At 74.5% G+C, this 17,048-nt stretch carries 18 protein-coding genes; 9 read left to right on the forward strand and 9 right to left on the reverse strand.

Features of this window, described 5'->3' with window-relative positions; translation table 11 throughout:
* Nucleotides 1-5: 5 nt before the first annotated feature.
* Entirely contained in the window at nt 6-1,010 is a 1,005-nt protein-coding gene (locus EXE57_RS16375; RefSeq protein WP_135079330.1) for a sugar phosphate isomerase/epimerase family protein, read from the forward strand.
* A 22-nt stretch (nt 1,011-1,032) separates the two neighbouring features.
* On the opposite strand, the gene EXE57_RS16380 is transcribed toward EXE57_RS16375, so the two are convergent.
* From EXE57_RS16380 to EXE57_RS16395, 4 genes are all read right to left on the reverse strand, one after another.
* On the reverse strand, nt 1,033-2,343 hold the full coding sequence (locus EXE57_RS16380) for an NAD(P)/FAD-dependent oxidoreductase (protein ID WP_135079332.1): 1,311 nt from the start codon (nt 2,341-2,343) through the stop codon (nt 1,033-1,035).
* Entirely contained in the window at nt 2,340-2,534 is a 195-nt protein-coding gene (locus EXE57_RS16385; RefSeq protein ID WP_135079334.1) for a hypothetical protein, read from the reverse strand. Before EXE57_RS16385 ends, EXE57_RS16380 begins: the two co-directional genes overlap by 4 nt.
* Nucleotides 2,535-2,604: 70 nt before the next feature.
* Nucleotides 2,605-3,807 carry an MFS transporter gene (locus EXE57_RS16390; RefSeq protein WP_135079336.1) on the reverse strand — a complete coding sequence of 401 codons (1,203 nt, stop codon included), beginning with the start codon at nt 3,805-3,807 and terminating at the stop codon, nt 2,605-2,607.
* Nucleotides 3,808-3,861: 54 nt separating this feature from the next.
* Nucleotides 3,862-6,372 carry an ATP-binding protein gene (locus EXE57_RS16395; RefSeq protein WP_135079338.1) on the reverse strand — a complete coding sequence of 837 codons (2,511 nt, stop codon included), beginning with the start codon at nt 6,370-6,372 and terminating at the stop codon, nt 3,862-3,864.
* Nucleotides 6,373-6,498: 126 nt separating this feature from the next.
* Here EXE57_RS16395 and EXE57_RS16400 point away from each other — a divergent pair, with 126 nt between their 5' ends.
* Nucleotides 6,499-7,293: a thioesterase family protein gene (locus EXE57_RS16400; RefSeq protein WP_135081075.1), complete on the forward strand. Its 795-nt coding sequence runs from the start codon at nt 6,499-6,501 to the stop codon at nt 7,291-7,293.
* Between the two features lie 16 nt (nt 7,294-7,309).
* Here the strand turns inward: EXE57_RS16400 and EXE57_RS16405 are convergent, their stop codons facing one another.
* The gene (locus tag EXE57_RS16405) at nt 7,310-8,392 is read right to left on the reverse strand and encodes a hypothetical protein (RefSeq protein ID WP_135079340.1); all 1,083 of its coding nucleotides are present in this window, start codon (nt 8,390-8,392) and stop codon (nt 7,310-7,312) included.
* A gap of 41 nt (nt 8,393-8,433) precedes the next feature.
* On the opposite strand from EXE57_RS16405, the gene EXE57_RS20250 reads away from it, so the two are divergent.
* Genes EXE57_RS20250 through EXE57_RS16425 form a run of 5 tightly spaced genes read left to right on the forward strand, consistent with a single transcriptional unit; the run spans nt 8,434 to nt 12,123 of the window.
* Nucleotides 8,434-8,829: a (deoxy)nucleoside triphosphate pyrophosphohydrolase gene (locus tag EXE57_RS20250; RefSeq protein ID WP_135079342.1), complete on the forward strand. Its 396-nt coding sequence runs from the start codon at nt 8,434-8,436 to the stop codon at nt 8,827-8,829.
* Nucleotides 8,826-9,110 carry a hypothetical protein gene (locus EXE57_RS20255; protein WP_135079344.1) on the forward strand — a complete coding sequence of 95 codons (285 nt, stop codon included), beginning with the start codon at nt 8,826-8,828 and terminating at the stop codon, nt 9,108-9,110. The genes EXE57_RS20250 and EXE57_RS20255 overlap by 4 nt, the downstream gene beginning before the upstream one ends.
* A 24-nt stretch (nt 9,111-9,134) precedes the next feature.
* Nucleotides 9,135-10,040: an N-acetyl-1-D-myo-inositol-2-amino-2-deoxy-alpha-D-glucopyranoside deacetylase gene (mshB, locus tag EXE57_RS16420; RefSeq protein WP_244246878.1), complete on the forward strand. Its 906-nt coding sequence runs from the start codon at nt 9,135-9,137 to the stop codon at nt 10,038-10,040.
* Nucleotides 10,040-10,405, forward strand: a complete 366-nt coding sequence (locus EXE57_RS19835; RefSeq protein ID WP_167305758.1) for a hypothetical protein — start codon at nt 10,040-10,042, stop codon at nt 10,403-10,405. The genes mshB and EXE57_RS19835 overlap by 1 nt, the downstream gene beginning before the upstream one ends.
* Entirely contained in the window at nt 10,402-12,123 is a 1,722-nt protein-coding gene (locus EXE57_RS16425; protein ID WP_135079346.1) for a VanW family protein, read from the forward strand. The genes EXE57_RS19835 and EXE57_RS16425 overlap by 4 nt, the downstream gene beginning before the upstream one ends.
* Before the next feature lie 31 nt (nt 12,124-12,154).
* On the opposite strand, the gene EXE57_RS16430 is transcribed toward EXE57_RS16425, so the two are convergent.
* Genes EXE57_RS16430 through EXE57_RS16445 form a run of 4 tightly spaced genes read right to left on the reverse strand, consistent with a single transcriptional unit; the run spans nt 12,155 to nt 15,544 of the window.
* The gene (locus EXE57_RS16430) at nt 12,155-13,141 is read right to left on the reverse strand and encodes a 5-oxoprolinase subunit C family protein (RefSeq protein WP_135079348.1); all 987 of its coding nucleotides are present in this window, start codon (nt 13,139-13,141) and stop codon (nt 12,155-12,157) included.
* The gene (locus EXE57_RS16435; RefSeq protein WP_135079350.1) at nt 13,138-13,830 is read right to left on the reverse strand and encodes a 5-oxoprolinase subunit B family protein; all 693 of its coding nucleotides are present in this window, start codon (nt 13,828-13,830) and stop codon (nt 13,138-13,140) included. Before EXE57_RS16435 ends, EXE57_RS16430 begins: the two co-directional genes overlap by 4 nt.
* Complete coding sequence (locus tag EXE57_RS16440) at nt 13,827-14,600, reverse strand: LamB/YcsF family protein (protein WP_135079352.1); 774 nt, start codon at nt 14,598-14,600, stop codon at nt 13,827-13,829. Before EXE57_RS16440 ends, EXE57_RS16435 begins: the two co-directional genes overlap by 4 nt.
* Nucleotides 14,601-14,638: 38 nt before the next feature.
* The gene (locus EXE57_RS16445) at nt 14,639-15,544 is read right to left on the reverse strand and encodes a GNAT family N-acetyltransferase (protein WP_135079354.1); all 906 of its coding nucleotides are present in this window, start codon (nt 15,542-15,544) and stop codon (nt 14,639-14,641) included.
* Nucleotides 15,545-15,600: 56 nt separating this feature from the next.
* On the opposite strand from EXE57_RS16445, the gene fdxA reads away from it, so the two are divergent.
* Together fdxA and dapC are read left to right on the forward strand one after the other, a co-directional pair.
* The gene (gene fdxA, locus EXE57_RS16450) at nt 15,601-15,927 is read left to right on the forward strand and encodes a ferredoxin (RefSeq protein WP_135079356.1); all 327 of its coding nucleotides are present in this window, start codon (nt 15,601-15,603) and stop codon (nt 15,925-15,927) included.
* Nucleotides 15,924-17,036 (forward strand): succinyldiaminopimelate transaminase, encoded by a 1,113-nt coding sequence (dapC, locus tag EXE57_RS16455; RefSeq protein WP_279633162.1) that lies wholly within the window; start codon nt 15,924-15,926, stop codon nt 17,034-17,036. The genes fdxA and dapC overlap by 4 nt, the downstream gene beginning before the upstream one ends.
* Nucleotides 17,037-17,048 lie beyond the last annotated feature (12 nt).

Consider the following 17,048-nt stretch of genomic DNA (forward strand, 5'->3'; position numbering starts at 1 on the left):
GACCAGTGACCCGACCGATCACGCTGTTCACCGGCCAGTGGGCCGACCTGCCCTTCGAGGAGATGTGCAAGCTCGCCTCCGGGTGGGGCTACGACGGGCTCGAGATCGCCTGCTGGGGCGACCACTTCGACCCCTGGGCGGCGGTCGAGGACGACGCGTACGTCCCCGCCAAGCTCGAGCTGCTGAAGAAGTACGACCTCCAGGTCTTCGCGATCAGCAACCACCTCAAGGGCCAGGCGGTCTGCGACGACCCGATCGACGAGCGGCACCGCGGGATCCTCCCGGACCGGATCTGGGGTGACGGCGACGCCGAGGGGGTCCGCCAGCGGGCCGCCGAGGAGATGAAGATGACCGCGCGGGCCGCGCGCAAGCTGGGCGTGGACGTGGTCGTCGGGTTCACGGGCTCCTCGATCTGGAAGTACGTCGCGATGTTCCCGCCGGCCTCGCAGGACCTCGTCGACGCGGGCTACGAGGACTTCGCCCGGCGCTGGAACCCCATCCTCGACGTCTTCGACGCCGAGGGCGTGAAGTTCGCCCACGAGGTGCACCCGTCCGAGATCGCCTACGACTACTGGACGACCGTGCGCACGCTCGAGGCGGTGGAGCACCGTGAGGCCTTCGGCCTCAACTGGGACCCGAGCCACTTCGTGTGGCAGGACCTCGACCCGGTCGGCTTCATGTGGGACTTCCGCGACCGCATCTACCACGTGGACTGCAAGGACGCGAAGAAGCTCGTGGGCAACGGGCGCAACGGGAGGCTCGGGTCCCACCTCGCGTGGGCGGACCCCCGGCGCGGCTGGGACTTCGTGTCGACCGGCCACGGTGACGTTCCCTGGGAGCAGTGCTTCCGGATGCTCAACACCATCGGCTACGACGGCCCGATCTCGGTCGAGTGGGAGGACGCCGGGATGGACCGCCTGGTCGGGGCGCCGGAGGCGCTCGAGTTCGTCCGGCGGCTGGCCTTCGACGCGCCCACCGCGGCCTTCGACGCGGCGTTCTCGACGCAGTGAGGCGCCGGGCCCGGTGACGGGCTCAGCCGAGGACGTTGCTGGGCGGGTCGTCGGCCACCGGGCGCAGCCGTGACCACGCGGCGAGGTCGACGACCGTCCCCGTCCGCGGGAGCGTGAGGCGGACGGGGTCGCGGTCGTGGTCGTGGCCGGACTCGACCGCGTCGACGAGCGTGCGCAGCAGCGTGCCGACGACGGGGGCGTTCTTGAACTGGTTGCCGCTCGTGCCCATCGCGACGTAGAAGCCCGGCCGGTCGGTGCGGTCGTAGACCGGCGCCCAGTCGGTCGTCACGTCGTAGACGCCGGCGATGCCGAGCGGCCGGTGGGGGACGGCCAGGTCGGGGAAGCGACGGGCGGCGCGGAGGACCTGCGTCTCGAACACCGGCACCGTGGGGCGCGGGTCCGCGGCGTCGGGGTCCTCGACCCACTCCGGCGGGTCGCACTCCGGCTCCATGCCGCCGACCAGCAGCGCGCCCGCGTGCGCGGAGCGGATGTAGATCCCGAGGTCGGGATCGGCGATCGTGACGCCGGGCTCGCCGTCGGTCGGCTCGAAGCCGGGCGGCGCCGCGACCTCGTGCACCTCCTGCCGCAGCGGCCGGGTGGTCACGGTGAAGTCCGACCCGATGCCCGCCATCGCGTTGACGCGGGACGACCAGGGTCCGGCGGCGTTCACCACGACGTCGGCGTCGAGGACCTCGCCGTCGGTCGTGGTGAGGCGCCAGCGGCGGCTGCCCTCCTCGGCCACGGTTCGGATCTCGCGGTGCAGCCGCAGCACGGCGCCGTGGTGGACGGCAGCCTCCGCGAGGTTGTGGGCGGCCAGCGCGGGGTCCGGCACGTAGCCGGCGTCAGGCGTGAAGCTGCCCGTGAGCGAGCCGTGGGCGTCGGCGAAGAACGCGTCGGAGTCCACCGGGGCCGGCGGGCCGTAGGCGCCGGGGTCGAGCGCAGGCACCCGGGCGGCGATCTCGGCCGCGTCCCACGCCTCCCACGGCACCCCGACCTCGTCGAGCAGCGCGGTGATCGCGGCCGACGCGCCCGGGATGCGGTCGAGCACCAGCATCCCCGTACGCCGGAACCCGGCCGTGCCGGCCGGGTCGACGTGGCCGAGGTGGCCCGCCCAGTCCCGCCAGCCGTGCAGCGACTCCCACGCGAGGGCCACGCCGGCGAAGGTCGAGTAGTGGAAGCGCACGATCCCGCTCGACGCGCTGGTCGAGCCGTGGCCGGCGCCACCGGCCTTGTCCACGACCACCACGCGTCGCCCGGAGCGGGCCAGCTCGAGGGCGATCGAGGAGCCGATGACGCCCGCGCCGATGACGACCGCGTCGACGCCCTCGGTCACCTCGCGCCCCGGCCGGTCGTCCTGCCGGGTCCCTCGCGCAGGGCGCGGACGAGCTCGACGGAGACCAGCGCCACGCCGAGGGCCCAGAGCCCCGCCCACACCCAGTCCTGCTGGAGGAGCCGGGTCACCAGCAGGGCCGTCGCCACCACCAGCATCACGGCACGCAGGGCAACATCGGTCCGCCAGCTCATGTGCCGACCCTAGCCGGGTGCGACGGAGGGGCGAGCGCGCCGAGGCTCCCGACGGCCGAGCGACAGCAGGTCACGCGAGCTCGTCGTCGACGAACACGCGGCGGGAGGCCCGCAGCCCTGCCCACGTGAACGGCACCGCGGTGGCCGCGAGCAGCCACAGCACCAGGGTCCAGTCGCCCGTCGCGTCGTGGACCAGCCCGACGGCGAAGGGGCCGAGCCCGGCCAGCAGGTAGCCGACCGGCTGCACGAACCCGGACAGCCGGCCGGTGACGGCCGGGTGGCGGGTGCGCGCGGTGATCAGGGCGATCACGGTCGGGAACGCGAAGCCGGACACCCCGAGCACGACCGCCCACAGCCACGGCACCGTGGCCGGTGCCACGAGCAGCCCGAGGTAGCCGACGGCCAGCAGCACGCCGAAGACCACGACGTACGGCGCGAGGGTGCGCGAGCGGGCGATGACGGTGGGCATCGCGAGCCCGCCGATGATCGTGATCCCGCTCAGCAGCGCCTGCAGCGCGCCGGCGTACGTCGCGGAGAGGCCGGCGTCGCGGTAGATCTGCGGCAGCCACCCGAACTGGATGTAGGCGTGCATCGCCTGCACCGCGAAGAGCGTCGCCATCGCGACCGCGGTCGGGGAGGTGGTGATCCGGCCGGTGGCGGGCGGTGCCGAGGCCGGCCCGTCGCTGCGGGTCAGCCGGTCCTCACGGTGCTCGCCGACGGCCAGCCACGCCCAGACGGGCAGCGCCAGCGCCGCCACGAGACCCCACGCGCCGAGGGCGTCCTGCCAGCTGTCGGTCGCCTCGAGCAGCGGCGCGGTCAGCAGCGAGCCGAGGGACCCGCCGAGGACCAGCCCCGATCCGTAGACCGTCGCCAGGCCGACCTCGTGCCGCCCCCCGTGCTGCTTGATCCAGGCCGGCACGAGCACGTTGCCGACCGCCATGCCTGCCAGGGCCACCGTGCTCATGAGCAGGAACACCGCCACCGAGCCGGTGGCCGGGCGCAGCAGCAGGCCGACCGTGACGGCCAGCAGGCCGAGGGTGATCCCGGCCGTGGTGCCGACCCGCCGGGCCAGGGTCACCGCCATCGCCCCGAAGATCCCGAAGCAGAGCCCGGGCAGGCCGGTGAGCGCACCGGCGACGCCGGAGCCCATCCCGAGCCCGGAGCGCACCTCCGCGAGCACCGGTCCGACCGCGGAGGCCCCGGGCCGGAGGTTGACCGACACCAGGACGACGGCGGTGAAGAGGACCAGTGCGCCGGCCCTGCGCGGGCTCACCGCTCGGCTCGGCGGTACGGGTCGGTCACGCCCGGAGCCTACGGTCCCGCGGCGTCACCCCCGGGTGGGGGCCGCGGAGTGAGAGGTGGCCCGGAGCAGCACGTCGGCCAGCCCCTGCAACGACACCGGCCGGGCCAGGTGGGCGTCCACGTCGGCCCCGTGCAGCCACGTCTCGTCCACCCGGGCGTCCCCCGGCACGAGCGCCACGACCGGGGTCCGGCCGTCGCGCTCCCAGCGGCGGATCGCACCGACCGACGGGGGCGGCTCACCGCCGGGATCCGGGCAGTCGAGCAGGATCGCGTCCGGGGCGTGGGCCAGGGCGGCCAGCACCTCGGCCTCGTCGGTCGCCACGTCGACGTCGTAGCCGAGGTGCTCGACCATGCCGCCGGTGATCATCCGGCTGACCGAGCGCTCGTCGACCACCAGCACCCGGCGCCTCGCGGCGGCGTCCGCGGTGGTGGCCGACACCGCGGCAGCCTCGGCGACCGCGGTGCGGAGCGCGGCCAGGCGGACCGGCTTGTCCAGCACCACGTCGGAGGCGACGTCGGCCCGTACGGCGACGCGCTCGTCCTCGGAGACGAGCAGCACCAGGCCGGGCCGGTGCCCGGACCGGAGCACCACCCGGTCGGCGACGTCGGCGGTTGCCGTCCCGGGCAGCGTTCCGTCGAGCACCACCACGTCGTACGCCGTGTCCGGCGCGGCCAGATCGGCCAGCGCCGCCGGGCCCCCGACGGCCAGCGTCACCTCCGCACCCCACCGGCGCAGCCGCTCGGCGAGGACCAGCCGCTGGGTGGCGTTGTCGTCGACGACCAGCACCCGCTGGCCCGCCACCTCGGGATCGTGCACCGGGTCGACCGCGGCCTCGGCGGCGGAGAACGGGACGGTGAACCAGAACCTGCTGCCCTGACCGGTGGTGCTGTCGACGCCGATCTCCCCGCCCATCAGCGTCACCAGCTGCCGGCAGATGGCGAGCCCGAGACCGGTGCCGCCGTACATCCGGGTGGTCGAGGAGTCGGCCTGCGAGAACGCCTCGAACAGCCGCTCGGAGGTCTGGTCGTCGATGCCGATGCCGGTGTCGGAGACCTCGAAGCGCACCCACGTCGCGTCGTCCCCGCCGGGCACCCGGGTCGCGCGCAGCACGACGTCGCCCGACTCGGTGAACTTCACCGCGTTGGCCGCCAGGTTGAGGAGCACCTGCCGCAGCCGACCGGGGTCGCCGCGGACGAGCGCGGGTAGGTCGGGGTCGCACACGGTGATCAGCTCCAGGCCGGTGCGGTGCGCGGCGCTCGCCACCAGGTCGGCGGCGTCCTCGACGACGCCGACGACGTCGAGGTCGACCGACTCGAGCTCGAGCCGGCCCGCCTCCACCTTGGAGAAGTCGAGGATGCCGTTGATCAGGTCGAGGAGGTTCTGACCCGCTCCGCGCACCCCCTCGGCGTACTGGCGCTGCCGGTCGGTGAGGTCGGTCCGGAGCAGGAGGTCGGAGAGCCCGAGGACCCCGTTCATGGGGGTGCGGATCTCGTGGCTCATCGTGGCCAGGAACTCCGACTTCGCGCGCGACGCCTCGAGCGCCGCGTCGCGGGCCGCGCTCAGCTCGGCGATCGCCCGCTGCTCGGAGAGCAGCAGCCGCGCCGTCCGGACCACCGCGAGGCCGAGCAGCACCGCTCCACCGAGGATCAGTCCCCAGGGACGGATCGGGCGACCGGTGAGCAGGTCGACGGCGGGGATCAGCACCACGATCGCCAGCGGCCCGATGGCGATGGCGAGCTTGCCGACCCAGTGCTCCTCCCGCTCGGCGGGCGCGCCGGCGATGCGGCCGCCCTTGTGGAAGCGGGCCATCAGGATCGCGCCGATCATCCACCCGGCGTTCTCCCACGCCTCGTGGAAGTCGGTCAGCGGCAGCATCAGGAAGCCGAGGTCGGCGACCAGCCACGCCGCGACGCCGACCCCGAACCACGGGTCGAGCTGGGCGCGCGCCCGCCGGTCGGTCGCGATCCGGACCACCAGCGCGATCAGGATCGCGTCCGCGATGGGGTAGGTCGACCACACCAGCTTCACCAGCGGGGTGAGCGAGGGGTCGCCGGTGATCTCCGCGACGGAGAAGTTCCACAGCACGAGCACGCTGACCACGACGATGGTCAGGGCGTCGATGAGCGAGTCGGCGTCGAACCCGTCGCCGGCGCGCGAGCGCACCAGCGACACGACGAGGGCTGCCGCGAAGAAGACGTACGAGACAAGCCAGAAGGCGTCGGCGAAGGAGACGTCGGTGCTCTCGCTGTCGATGATCGCGGTGTACCAGACCACCTCCCCGAGCGCGTTCGTCGTGAGGCCGGCCGCGACCAGCGCGGCCGGCAGCCGGCGCTCGGCCACCGTCCTGCCCGCGGCGACCCAGGCGAAGACCGCCGCCCCGGACAGCACCCCGATGAAGGCGACGGCGACCAGGAGGTCCGAGGGTCGGACCACGTGGACCGCCACCGCGGCGAAGTAGAGGACTCCGACGACGGCAGGCCACAGCAGCCGACGTGCGGGACCGGCGTCGGCCGGCCCGGACGAGGTGGTCGCCATGGTGCCGGACCTCTCTGGGGGGCTCTTCGGCTCCAGTGTGGGACCAGCGGTCCCTGTGTGGGAGCACTTCGGCGGAAACCGACCGGCGTGCGGCCCCCGCGAGCGCCTCCCTAGGCTGGGCGCGTGATGGAGTTCGACCGGCACATCGCCCTCGAGGGCGGCGACCACGAGTGGACCGCGGAGCTGTCGGAGGGCTGGGTGGTCGGGGGCGGCGTCAACGGCGGCTACCAGCTCGCCGTCGTCGGCAGCGCCCTGGCGCAGGCGGCCCCCGGCAAGCCCGACCCGATCGCGGTCAGCGCCTACTACCTCTCCGCGGCCCGACCCGGTCCCGCGACCGTCCGGACGCGGGTCCTGCGCGACGGCGGCAGCGTGGCGACCCTCTCGGCCGACCTCGAGCAGGACGGTGACGCCAGGATCACCGTGCTCGCGACGTACGGCGACCTCGGGGCGCTGCCCGAGGACGTCCGGACCACCGCCACCCCGCCGGACCTGCCGCCGCTGCAGGAGTGCGTCCCCAACTCGATGGCGCCGGAGGAGATCCGCAGCATCGCGCCCCTCATGGACCGCTTCGACATGCGCTTCGACCCCCGCCACGTCGGCTGGGCGGTCGGGCAGCCGAGCGGCAACGGCGAGCTGCAGGCGTGGTTCCGGCTGGTCGACGAGCGCGAGCCGGACCCGGTGTCGCTGCTGATGGTTGTCGACGCGCTGCCGCCGGTGACCTTCGACCTGGGGATGTTCGGGTGGGCGCCGACGCTGGAGCTCACGGCCCACGTGCGCAGCCACCCCGCCCCGGGGTGGTTGCGGGTCCGCCACGCGACCCGCAACCTGGCCGGCGGGATGTTCGAGGAGGACTGCGAGGTCTGGGACTCGGCCGGTCGCCTCGTGGCACAGAGTCGCCAGCTCGCACGCCAGCCGCGCTGACGCGGCTCGGCCGCGCTCAGTCGAACCAGCTGCGCCGCATCGAGAAGAACCACCGGCGGCGGGGGTGCTCGGTCACCGACCAGACCCGGTCGGTGGAGGGCCAGTAGCAGAGGTCCTCGGGCCCCATCGGCACCGCGAGCCGTCGCGCCCGCAGGTGTCCGGGGGTGCCGGCGTACACGGTGCCCGGGAGCAGCGGGCCCGTCGAGACGCTGACGAGGTGCTGGCCGCGACGGACCACGGCACCCTGCATCCGGGCCACGCCCTCGGCGAGGGCGACCGGGCGGGCCAGGCCGTCCTCGTCGAGTCGCGGGAGCGCCGTGCCCGGGTCCAGCTCGTAGCGGACCAGCCGCCGGGTGGGTCCCTGGCGCGCGTACTCCCCGGAGACCAGCGCCGGCTCCGGTTCGCTGCGGTCCAGGGCGAGGAAGGAGTAGCGGAAGCGTGCATGGCCGCGGTCGGCGCCGGCGGGCTGGGTGAACCGCACCGGCAGCACGAAGCGGTGGCCGTACGCCGTCACCCGGTCACCGTCGACGCCGAGACGTTCGGCGGTGTCGGGGTCGCTCACCGGGAGGATGTCGTCGACGCGGCAGCTGACCAGGCCACGGGCGGTCGCCGCCAGGTGGAGGAACGGGCCGTGCCAGACGATCCCGCCCGCGTGCAGGTGCACCGGCTCGAGGGTGGGGGAGCCGTCCGGGTCGACGCCGGGCCGGACGACCAGCACGTGCTCGTAGCGCAGGGTGTCGAGGTCGACGAAGGTCACCCGGCAGCCGTGCGAGCTGCCGCCGACCTGCTTGGCGTAGGACGTGGTCACCAGCAGCCGGCGTCCGGCGGCCAGCTCGGTCGGCGAGGCGTCGGCGGAGCTCGAGATGCCCTGGGGCCACCAGCGGGGGTCCCGGCTGTCGCGGTCGTCCCAGGCGTACGCCTCGGAGACGGCCCGGCCGAGCACCCGACCGAGCCGCGATGGGCGGGCCTGCCGAGTGAGCCCGGCGGCGACCCCCTCGACACCGACCGCGCCGCCGGCCCGGCCGGTCAGAGCCTCGATCGCCGGGCCCTGCTCGTCGGTGCGGCCGAGGTGGATGCCGTGGCGGACGCGGTCGCGCATGGGATGCACCGTAGCCGCCCTGCCGTGCTTGGATGGCCGGCGTGGGCGAGCGTGCGGTGGTCGTGGGAGCGGCGATCCTGCGGGACGGTCGGCTGCTCGCCGCCCGGCGCACGGCTCCACCCGCGACGGCCGGCCGGTGGGAGCTCCCCGGTGGCAAGGTCGAGCCCGGCGAGACCCGAGCCGAGGCGCTGGTCCGGGAGGTCGCCGAGGAGCTGGGCTGCCGGATCGAGGTGACCGGGTGGCTCGACGGTGCCGCCCCGGTCGGCGACCGCCACGAGCTGGTCGTGGCCCTGGCGCGGCTGCGCTCGGGCGAGCCCGCGCCGACCGAGCACGACCAGGTCCGCTGGCTGACCGCCACCGAGCTCGACACCGTCGACTGGCTCGAGCCGGACCGGCCCTTCCTGGCCGGGCTCCGGGACCGGATGATGGTGCCGTGAGGGCGATCTTCTTCGACGAGGAGCACGCACGCGCGGCGGCCGCGCGGCTGCGCGCCGACGGCTACGACGCGCGCCTCGAGCGGGAGCGGCTGGCGGGGGAGGACGACGACGAGGACCATCCCTGGGCGGTGATCTCCGACGCTCCCGGCGCTGCCGTGGAGCTGCTCGTCGACCGGTACGACGGCTGGCTGGACACCGGCGACGCCGCCCGGACCCAGGGACCCCCGCCGCCCCCGCTCGACCTGCCCGCCGCGCCGCGCCGCCACCACCGCGCTCCGTAGGCGATGCTCCGTAGGCTGGGACCCATGCCCCACGCCGACCACCGGATGCTGCTGGTCCACGCCCACCCCGACGACGAGACCATCAACAACGGCGCCACGATGGCCCGCTACGTCGCCGAGGGGGCCGGCGTCACGCTCGTGACCTGCACGGCGGGCGAGATGGGCGAGGTGCTCGTCCCCGAGCTCGCCCACCTCGCAGCCGACAACGACGACACCCTCGGACCGCACCGTCGGGAGGAGCTCGCGACGGCCATGGCGACGCTCGGGGTCACCGACCACCGGTTCCTCGGCGGCTTCGGCACCTACCGCGACTCCGGCATGGCCTGGCACGAGGACGGCCACGCCGTCGCCGCCGACGACACCCGCGAGGACGCCTTCTGGCACGCCGACCTCACCGAGGCGGCCGACCACCTGGTGCAGGTCGTGCGCGAGGTACGGCCGCAGGTGCTGGTCACCTACGACCAGTTCGGCGGCTACGGGCACCCCGACCACATCCAGGCCCACCGGGTCGCGATGTACGCCGCCACCCTGGCGGCCGTGCCGTCCTACCGCCTCGACCTGGGGGAGCCGTGGGACATCGCCAAGGTCTACTGGGTCGGCATGTCCGAGGGCAGGATGCGCGAGAGCCTGCGTGCGCTGCGCGACGCGGGGGACACGACCACCTTCGAGGGGATGGACCCCGACGGCGACCTGCCGCCGTTCATCACCCCCGACCACCTGATCTCCACCCGTGTCGACGGGTCGGCCTTCGTGGAGCAGAAGCTGACCGCGCTGGCCCAGCACCGCACCCAGGTCGAGCAGGACGGCCCGTTCTTCAGCGGCGGCGAGAGCGGCCACGCCTTCTGGGGCGAGGAGGCCTACCGCATCGTCCGCGGGGTGGCCGTCCCCGGCCCGGAGGGCTACGAGACGGACCTGTTCGCCGGCGTGTGATGCGGGTCCTCGCCGGTCTCGCGCTGCTGGCCGCCGGCGGCGTCACCGCGGTCGCGGCGGTGGCGGTCCACGGCCGCTGGTGGGGCCTGCTGCTGGCGGTCGTGGCGGTGGCCGCGGCCCTGGTGGCGCTCCCGCCGGGCTGGCTGCTCCGGCTGCCCTTCGGGGTCGGGTTCGGCGTGGCGGTGGGAGCGCTCGCCCGCACCAGGCCCGAGGGCGACTTCGTCGTGTCCTCCGACCTGTCGGGCTACGCGCTGCTCCTGCTCGCCCTGGTGGCCGCCGGGGCGTCCCTCGCCACGCTGCCGCGCCCGGGGCGGCGTGACGATCCGGCCCCGCTGGATCCGCCGCCCTACACTGGCGCGCGATGAGCACTCCCGGACGCGAGAAGGCAGGCGGTCGCGTCGTCCTGCTGCTGTTGCTGGCGCTGACCCTCCTGCTGGGCGGCGGCTACGCCGCGGCGTACGCCGGAGCGGGGGACCGCGTCCCCCGCGGCACCACGATCGAGGGCGTCGAGGTCGGGGGCCAGACCCCCGAGGAGGCCGTCGCGACGCTCGAGGACGAGCTCGCCGACCGCGCCGCCGCGCCGGTCCGGGTCCGGGTCGGCGACGAGGTGGTGCGGGTGACTCCCGCGGAGGCCGGTCTCGCCGTCGACCACGAGGCGTCCGTGGCCGCCGCCGGCGGCGGCCGCTCGTGGCACCCCTCCCGCCTGTGGAACCACTACACCGGCGGCGACGACCTCGACGCCGTGCTGACCGTGGACGAGGCCGCCCTGACGGCCGCGGCCGAGCAGCTGGCCGAGCAGGTCGGGACCGAAGCCCGCGACGGCGCGGTCACCTTCGAGGGCACCCGGGTCGACGTGACCGAGGCGCAGCCGGGCGAGGAGCTCGACCCCGCCGTGGCCGCCGACGGGCTGCGGGCGGCGTACCTCTCCGAGGAGCCGCTCCGGCTCGAGCTCTCCGCGTCGCGTCCTGACGTCGACGACGCCGACGTGGCGGAGGCCGTCGAGACCTTCGCCAACCCCGCGATGTCGGGGCCGGTCACGATCCTCTTCGAGGACTCCCGGGTGCAGCTGATGCCCGGCGACTACGTCGATGCGCTGGCCCTCGAGCCGCGCGACGGCGAGCTGGTCCCGGTGCTGGACCGCGCGCGGCTGCAGGAGCTGATGGACGCACGCATCAGCACCAACGCGGCGCCGGTCGACGCCGGCTTCCGGATCGTCGACGGCCAGCCCCGGGTCGTGCCCGCGCGGCCCGGCGTGACCTACCGTCCGGCCGACCTCGCCGACACGTTCCTCGACCTGGTCACCCGCCCCAGCGGCAAGCGGGAGGACCGGGTGCCGGCCACCACCGATCCGGCCGACCTGACCACGGCCGAGGCGCGCGACCTCGGGATCGTCGAGCGGGTCTCGACCTTCACGACCTACTACCCCCACGCCGACTACCGCAACACCAACATCGGTCGGGCCGGCGAGCTCATCGACGGCACGGTCCTCCAGCCCGGCGAGACCTTCTCCATGAACGACATCGTGGGTGAGCGGACCCGCGCCAACGGCTTCACCGACGGCTTCGTGATCTCCGACGGCATCCTGGTCGAGGACCTCGGCGGCGGCGTCTCGCAGATGGCGACGACGACCTTCAACGCCGCGTTCTTCGCCGGCCTCGAGGACATCGAGCACAAGCCCCACTCCTTCTACATCGACCGCTACCCCGTCGGGCGCGAGGCGACGGTCGCCTGGGGCGCGGTCGACCTGCGGTTCCGCAACGACACCCCCCACGGGGTGCTGGTCACCACCAGCGTCACCCCCAGCACCCCCTCCACGTCCGGCGTGGTGACCGTGAGCATGTGGTCCACCAAGACCTGGGACATCACGACGCGCACCAGCGACCGCTACGCCTTCACCGAGCCGGACACCCGGCGGCTCGACACCGCCGACTGCTACCCCAACGAGGGGTACGGCGGCTTCGACGTCGACGTGTGGCGCTACTTCCGTCGCCCCGGCTCCTCGGAGCTGGTGCGGACCGAGAAGTTCAACACCACCTACATCCCCAGCGACACGGTGATCTGCACCAACCCGGCCGCCGGCTGACCGCCCGACGCCCGAGGACACGGGACCGCGGTCAGGCCGGAGTCACCCCGGCGGCGGCGAGCCCGGCCCGGACGGAGCCGGCGAGCCGTGCCACCGACGCCGCCTGCCGCCGCGCCTGCGCGACCCCGTCGGCGACCGAGCACAGTCGGAACCGGATCGTGTCCCCCGGGCCGGCCTGCGCGAGCCGGTCCACGGCCACCGTGGTCGCGACGCCGGCGACGGGGTAGCCGGCGGTGACCAGCCTCCCGCGCAGCAGCGCCAGCAAGCCGCCCGACGGCGGGATCTCGACCGCACCCACGGGCACGCCGCGGGAGAGGATCTCTGCCTCGTGCGACCGTCGTGGCGCCTCTCCCGCGAGCCGTAGCCCGACGTGGTCCGACTCCGGTGCCACCTCCCACGGGCCTGCCAGGGCGTCCGCGGGGAACTCGGTGGCCTCGGGTCCGGGGGTGACGTCGACGAGGTGGAGGTCGCCCGCTGCCGGGCGGTCCACGGGGAAGCGGAAGACCGGGATCCGGGTGTGCGGGTGGTCGAGGCCGGTGAACGTGGTGCGCAGCTCGAGCCGGTCGCCGGCGGCCAGCCGGGTGCCGACCCCGAGCAGCGGGTCGGGCGCGACGCTGCCGAGGGTGGTCTCCGCGACCAGGGTGCCGCGGAGACCGACGTACGACCGCAGGCCGCGGAGCGGTGCGGGGACGGTGACCGTGGCGCCGGCCGGGACGACGAGCGTCTGCCAGGCGGGCTGGGTGGCCGGTCCGACCTGCACCGCCGAAGCGGCGCCGGTCACCGCCACGAGGGTGGGCCGGTCGACGGTGAACGACAGCTGCGTCGCGATGACCTCGAGCACCGGCGTGCCGGGGTCGTTGCCGACGAGCGCGGCCGCCACTGCTGCGGCGTAGCGGTCACCGGCGCCGTTGTCCGAGATGCCGAGCCGGGCCAGGCCGGGGCGGCCGAGGTCCTGCACCCAGGTGATGCCCGGTTGCCCGACCGTGAGCGTCGTGCTGCCGTTCCGTGGGGTGGTCATGCGTCGGCGTCGGGGGTCGCCGGCTGCCCCAGCAGGTCGTCCCAGGCCTCGGCGTCCACGGCCCGGAAGCGCAGCAGGTCGCCGGCGCGGTACGGGACGACGTCGGGGTCGGTGAGGTCGAAGAGCTGCAGGGGCGTCCGGCCGACCAGCCGCCAGCCGCCGGGCGACCCGACCGGGTAGATCATCGACTGGCGACCGCTCATCGCGACCGACCCGGGTGGGATCCGGACCCGGGGTGACGGGACCCGCGGGACCGGGGCCGGGACGTCCGCGAGCTCGACGAACGGCGCGGCGACCGGGGAGGCGACGAAGCGCAGCAGCCACGGCTCGCGGGTGTGCAGGTCGACGACCTGCTGCGGGGTGACGTCGAGGATCGCCGCGACGTCGTCGAGGTCGGGCCCGTGATCGCCGCCGTAGACCACCGGGATCGTGAAGGTCCGCCGCCGGCGCGGCGTCGTGGCCCGCGCGAGCCGGGTGCGCACGGCCTCGGCCATGGTGTCGTGGTCCGTGCGCACCGGGTCGAAGGTGACGAAGGCGTGCCGGAAGCTGGCGACGACGTCGACGAAGCCGGGTGGCGGTTCGGCGACCAGGACCCGGCCGAGCGCCTGGGCGGTCGACCAGCGCTCGTCGTCGGAGCCGGTGGGCTCGACCAGCAGCGCGGCGTCGCCGTACGGGACGATCGTCGTCACGCGTCGAGGACCTCGGACAGCGGGGCGATCTCCACGCCCGCCTCCTCCAGCACCCGACGGACGTGGATCGCGGCGTGCACCGACGCGTCGTTGTCGCCGTGGAGCAGCACCGTCTGGACGTTGATCTCGATGGTCCGGCCGCTCCGGGCCTCGATGGTGCCGGTCTCGACCATCCGGAGCGCCCGCTCGGCGATGAGCTCGGTCTCGTGGACGACTGCGTCGGGCTCCTGCCGCGACACCAGGGTTCCGTCGTCCTCGTACGCGCGGTCGGGGAAGCCCATCAGCCCGACCCGCATCCCGCGGTCGCGTGCGAGGCGCTCGAGCACGCCGGAGTAGGTCACCACCGCCAGCTCGGTGTCGACGGCGGCGATCGCGTCGAGCACCGGGGCGGCGTACGCCTCGTCGGTGACCACGAGGTTGCCGAGCCGGCCGTGCGGGCTGACGTGCTGGAGCCGGACACCGGCCGCCCGGGCGAACCCGGCGAGCGCGCCGACCTGGTAGACGGTGTCGCAGAAGAGCTCGTCGTAGGACATCTGCATGGTGCGCCGACCGAAGCCGACCCGGTCGGGGAAGGACGGGTGGGCGCCGATCGCGACCCCGCGGTGGCGGCAGAGCTCGACGGTGTGGCGCATCGTCGAGGGGTCGCCGGCGTGGAACCCGCACGCGACGTTGGCCGAGCTCAGCGAGTCGAGCAGGCGGGCGTCGTCGCCCATGGTCCACGAGCCGTAGCCCTCACCTACGTCGGCGGACAGGTCGATCAGTCGTGGCATGGCCCCACCCTCTCGCGTCCGGCCCCCGGGGTGAAGGGTCACCCGCCGGGGGAGAGGTAACGGTGGGTGTGGTGGGTGCGGAAGCCGAGCGACTCCCAGAGCGCGAGTCCGGCCGGGTTGTCGGACTCGACGTGCAGCCAGGCGGTCGTGGCTCCCTGCGAGGCGGCCCAGTCGAGGAGCGTCGCGACGACCTCCCTCGCGAGGCCGCTGCGGCGCCGGTCTGGCTGGACCTGGACCCCGTGGAGCCCGACCCAGTCGCCGTCGACCGCGGCCCGGCCACGCGCGGCGCCGTCGAGGTGGACCTCCGCCCGGGGGCCCGACACCTCCAGCCGGGCCCGGTCGGGCGGCCGGCCGCACGCGCGGGCCGCCCGGGCGACCGAGGCGAGCTGGACGCGTACCGGTGCGACCTCGATCGGCTCCCACCCCATCCCGGAGAGCCCGGCGTGGATCGCTCCGTCGAGCTCGACCATCGCGATCGGAGCACGGTCGTGGCGCGCGTAGAAGGCACGGACGGCGCGCTCCGCGTCCGGCAGCGGCACGCCTGCGTCACCCATGGCCAGGGCCGAGTTGGCGCGGCGCAGCCGCCGGCCGTCGACCGGCGGGGCGGCCCGCAGCACCCAGTCGCCGAGCGGCTCGGTGGTCAGGCCCGGCCACAGCACCAGCGACCGGAGCTGCACCTCGCGGGGGCTCGCGCGGTGGCGTACGGAGGGACGCGGCGGCACCGGCTTGCCCGAGACGATCAGCCGCCAGGGGATGGTCACCGCGGGGCCGGACTCGGGCTGGACGACGCACTCCCCGTCGGACCAGCGCAGGCACGTCCCGAGCACGTCGGTCAGGGCGGGTCCACCCGTCGGACCGGTCTCGCCCGGCAGCACCCGGCGTACGACGACACGGGTGCCGACGACGTGTGGTCCGAGACGGTGGGCCTCGGGAGCATCGGGCACGAGGGGATACTAGGCTGGGCTGCGAACAGCATCCGCAGCGACTCCAGGAGGTACAGGTGACCTACGTCATCGCCCAGCCGTGCGTCGACCTCAAGGACCGTGCCTGCGTCGACGAGTGTCCCGTGGACTGCATCTACGAGGGCAAGCGGATGCTCTACATCCACCCCGACGAGTGCGTCGACTGCGGTGCCTGCGAGCCGGTCTGCCCGGTCGAGGCGATCTTCTACGAGGACGACACCCCGGAGGAGTGGAAGGCCTACTACGACGCCAACGTCCACTTCTTCGACAAGCTCGGCTCGCCGGGCGGTGCCGCCAAGATGGGCGAGATCGACCACGACCACGAGCTCGTCGCGGCGCTGCCCCCGCAAGAACACGACGAGTGACGCTGCCCCACAAGGGGGTCTCCTCGCACCTCCCCGACTTCCCCTGGGACCAGCTCGACGCCCACCGGGAGGTCGCCCGGTCGCACCCCGACGGGGTCGTCGACCTGTCGATCGGCACGCCCGTCGACCCGACGCCCGCCGTCGTCCAGGACGCCCTGCGTGCGGCGGCCGACTCGCCGGGCTACCCGACGACGATCGGGCTGCCCGCCACCCGGCAGGCGGTGGTCGACTGGCTGGCTCGTCGCCTCGGCGTCACCGGCCTCGGGATCGAGCACGTGCTGCCGACGATCGGGTCCAAGGAGCTGATCGCCTCGCTGCCGGGTCACCTCGGGCTGGGTCCGGGGGACCTGGTCGCCTACCCGCAGCTCGCCTACCCGACGTACGAGGTGGGGGCGGCGCTGTGCGGCGCGCGGGCGGTCGCGACCGACTCGCTGACGGCGCTCGGACCGGAGACCCCGGCGTTGCTGTGGATCAACTCCCCGTCCAACCCGTCGGGACGGGTGCTGCCGCCCGACCACCTGCGCAAGGTCGTCGCGTGGTGCCGTGAGCGCGGCGTGCTGCTGGTCTCCGACGAGTGCTACGTCGAGATGGGCTGGGAGGCCGACACGCAGCCCGTGTCGGTGCTGCACCCCGACATCTGCGGCGGGTCCGCCGAGGGGATCCTCGCCGTCCACTCGCTCTCCAAGCGGTCCAACCTCGCGGGCTACCGCTGTGCGTTCGTCGCCGGCGACGCCGCGGTCGTGGCCGAGCTGCTGGCCGTCCGCAAGAACCTCGGGCTGATCGTGCCGGGCCCGCAGCAGCACGCGATGGCTGCCGCGCTGGCCGACGACGACCACGTGCTGGCCCAGCACGCGGTGTACGCCGCGCGGCGTGCGGTGCTGCGGGAGGCGCTGGAGTCGGCAGGGTTCCGGATCGACCACTCGCAGGGCTCGCTCTACCTCTGGTCGACGCGCGACGAGGACTGCTGGGACACCGTCGGCTGGCTCGCCGAGCGCGGCGTCCTGGTCGCGCCCGGGTCGTTCTACGGCCCGGCCGGCTCGCGCCACGTCCGGGTCGCCTTCACCGCGACCGACGAGCGCATCGCCCGGGTCGCCTCGCGCCTCGGCTGACCGCAGGCGTGG

Source organism: Nocardioides euryhalodurans, from assembly GCF_004564375.1.
Classification (GTDB): domain Bacteria; phylum Actinomycetota; class Actinomycetes; order Propionibacteriales; family Nocardioidaceae; genus Nocardioides; species Nocardioides euryhalodurans.

Bases quoted from the DNA above. Each gene is read 5' to 3' on its own strand.
- EXE57_RS16385 (WP_135079334.1), bottom strand. From the start codon at position 2,534: ATGAGCTGGCGGACCGATGTTGCCCTGCGTGCCGTGATGCTGGTGGTG.
- EXE57_RS16395 (WP_135079338.1), bottom strand. From the start codon at position 6,372: ATGGCGACCACCTCGTCCGGGCCGGCCGACGCCGGTCCCGCACGTCGG.
- EXE57_RS16400 (WP_135081075.1), top strand. From the start codon at position 6,499: ATGGAGTTCGACCGGCACATCGCCCTCGAGGGCGGCGACCACGAGTGG.
- EXE57_RS16405 (WP_135079340.1), bottom strand. From the start codon at position 8,392: ATGCGCGACCGCGTCCGCCACGGCATCCACCTCGGCCGCACCGACGAG.
- mshB (WP_244246878.1), top strand. From the start codon at position 9,135: ATGCCCCACGCCGACCACCGGATGCTGCTGGTCCACGCCCACCCCGAC.
- EXE57_RS19835 (WP_167305758.1), top strand. From the start codon at position 10,040: ATGCGGGTCCTCGCCGGTCTCGCGCTGCTGGCCGCCGGCGGCGTCACC.
- EXE57_RS16425 (WP_135079346.1), top strand. From the start codon at position 10,402: ATGAGCACTCCCGGACGCGAGAAGGCAGGCGGTCGCGTCGTCCTGCTG.
- EXE57_RS16430 (WP_135079348.1), bottom strand. From the start codon at position 13,141: ATGACCACCCCACGGAACGGCAGCACGACGCTCACGGTCGGGCAACCG.
- EXE57_RS16440 (WP_135079352.1), bottom strand. From the start codon at position 14,600: ATGCCACGACTGATCGACCTGTCCGCCGACGTAGGTGAGGGCTACGGC.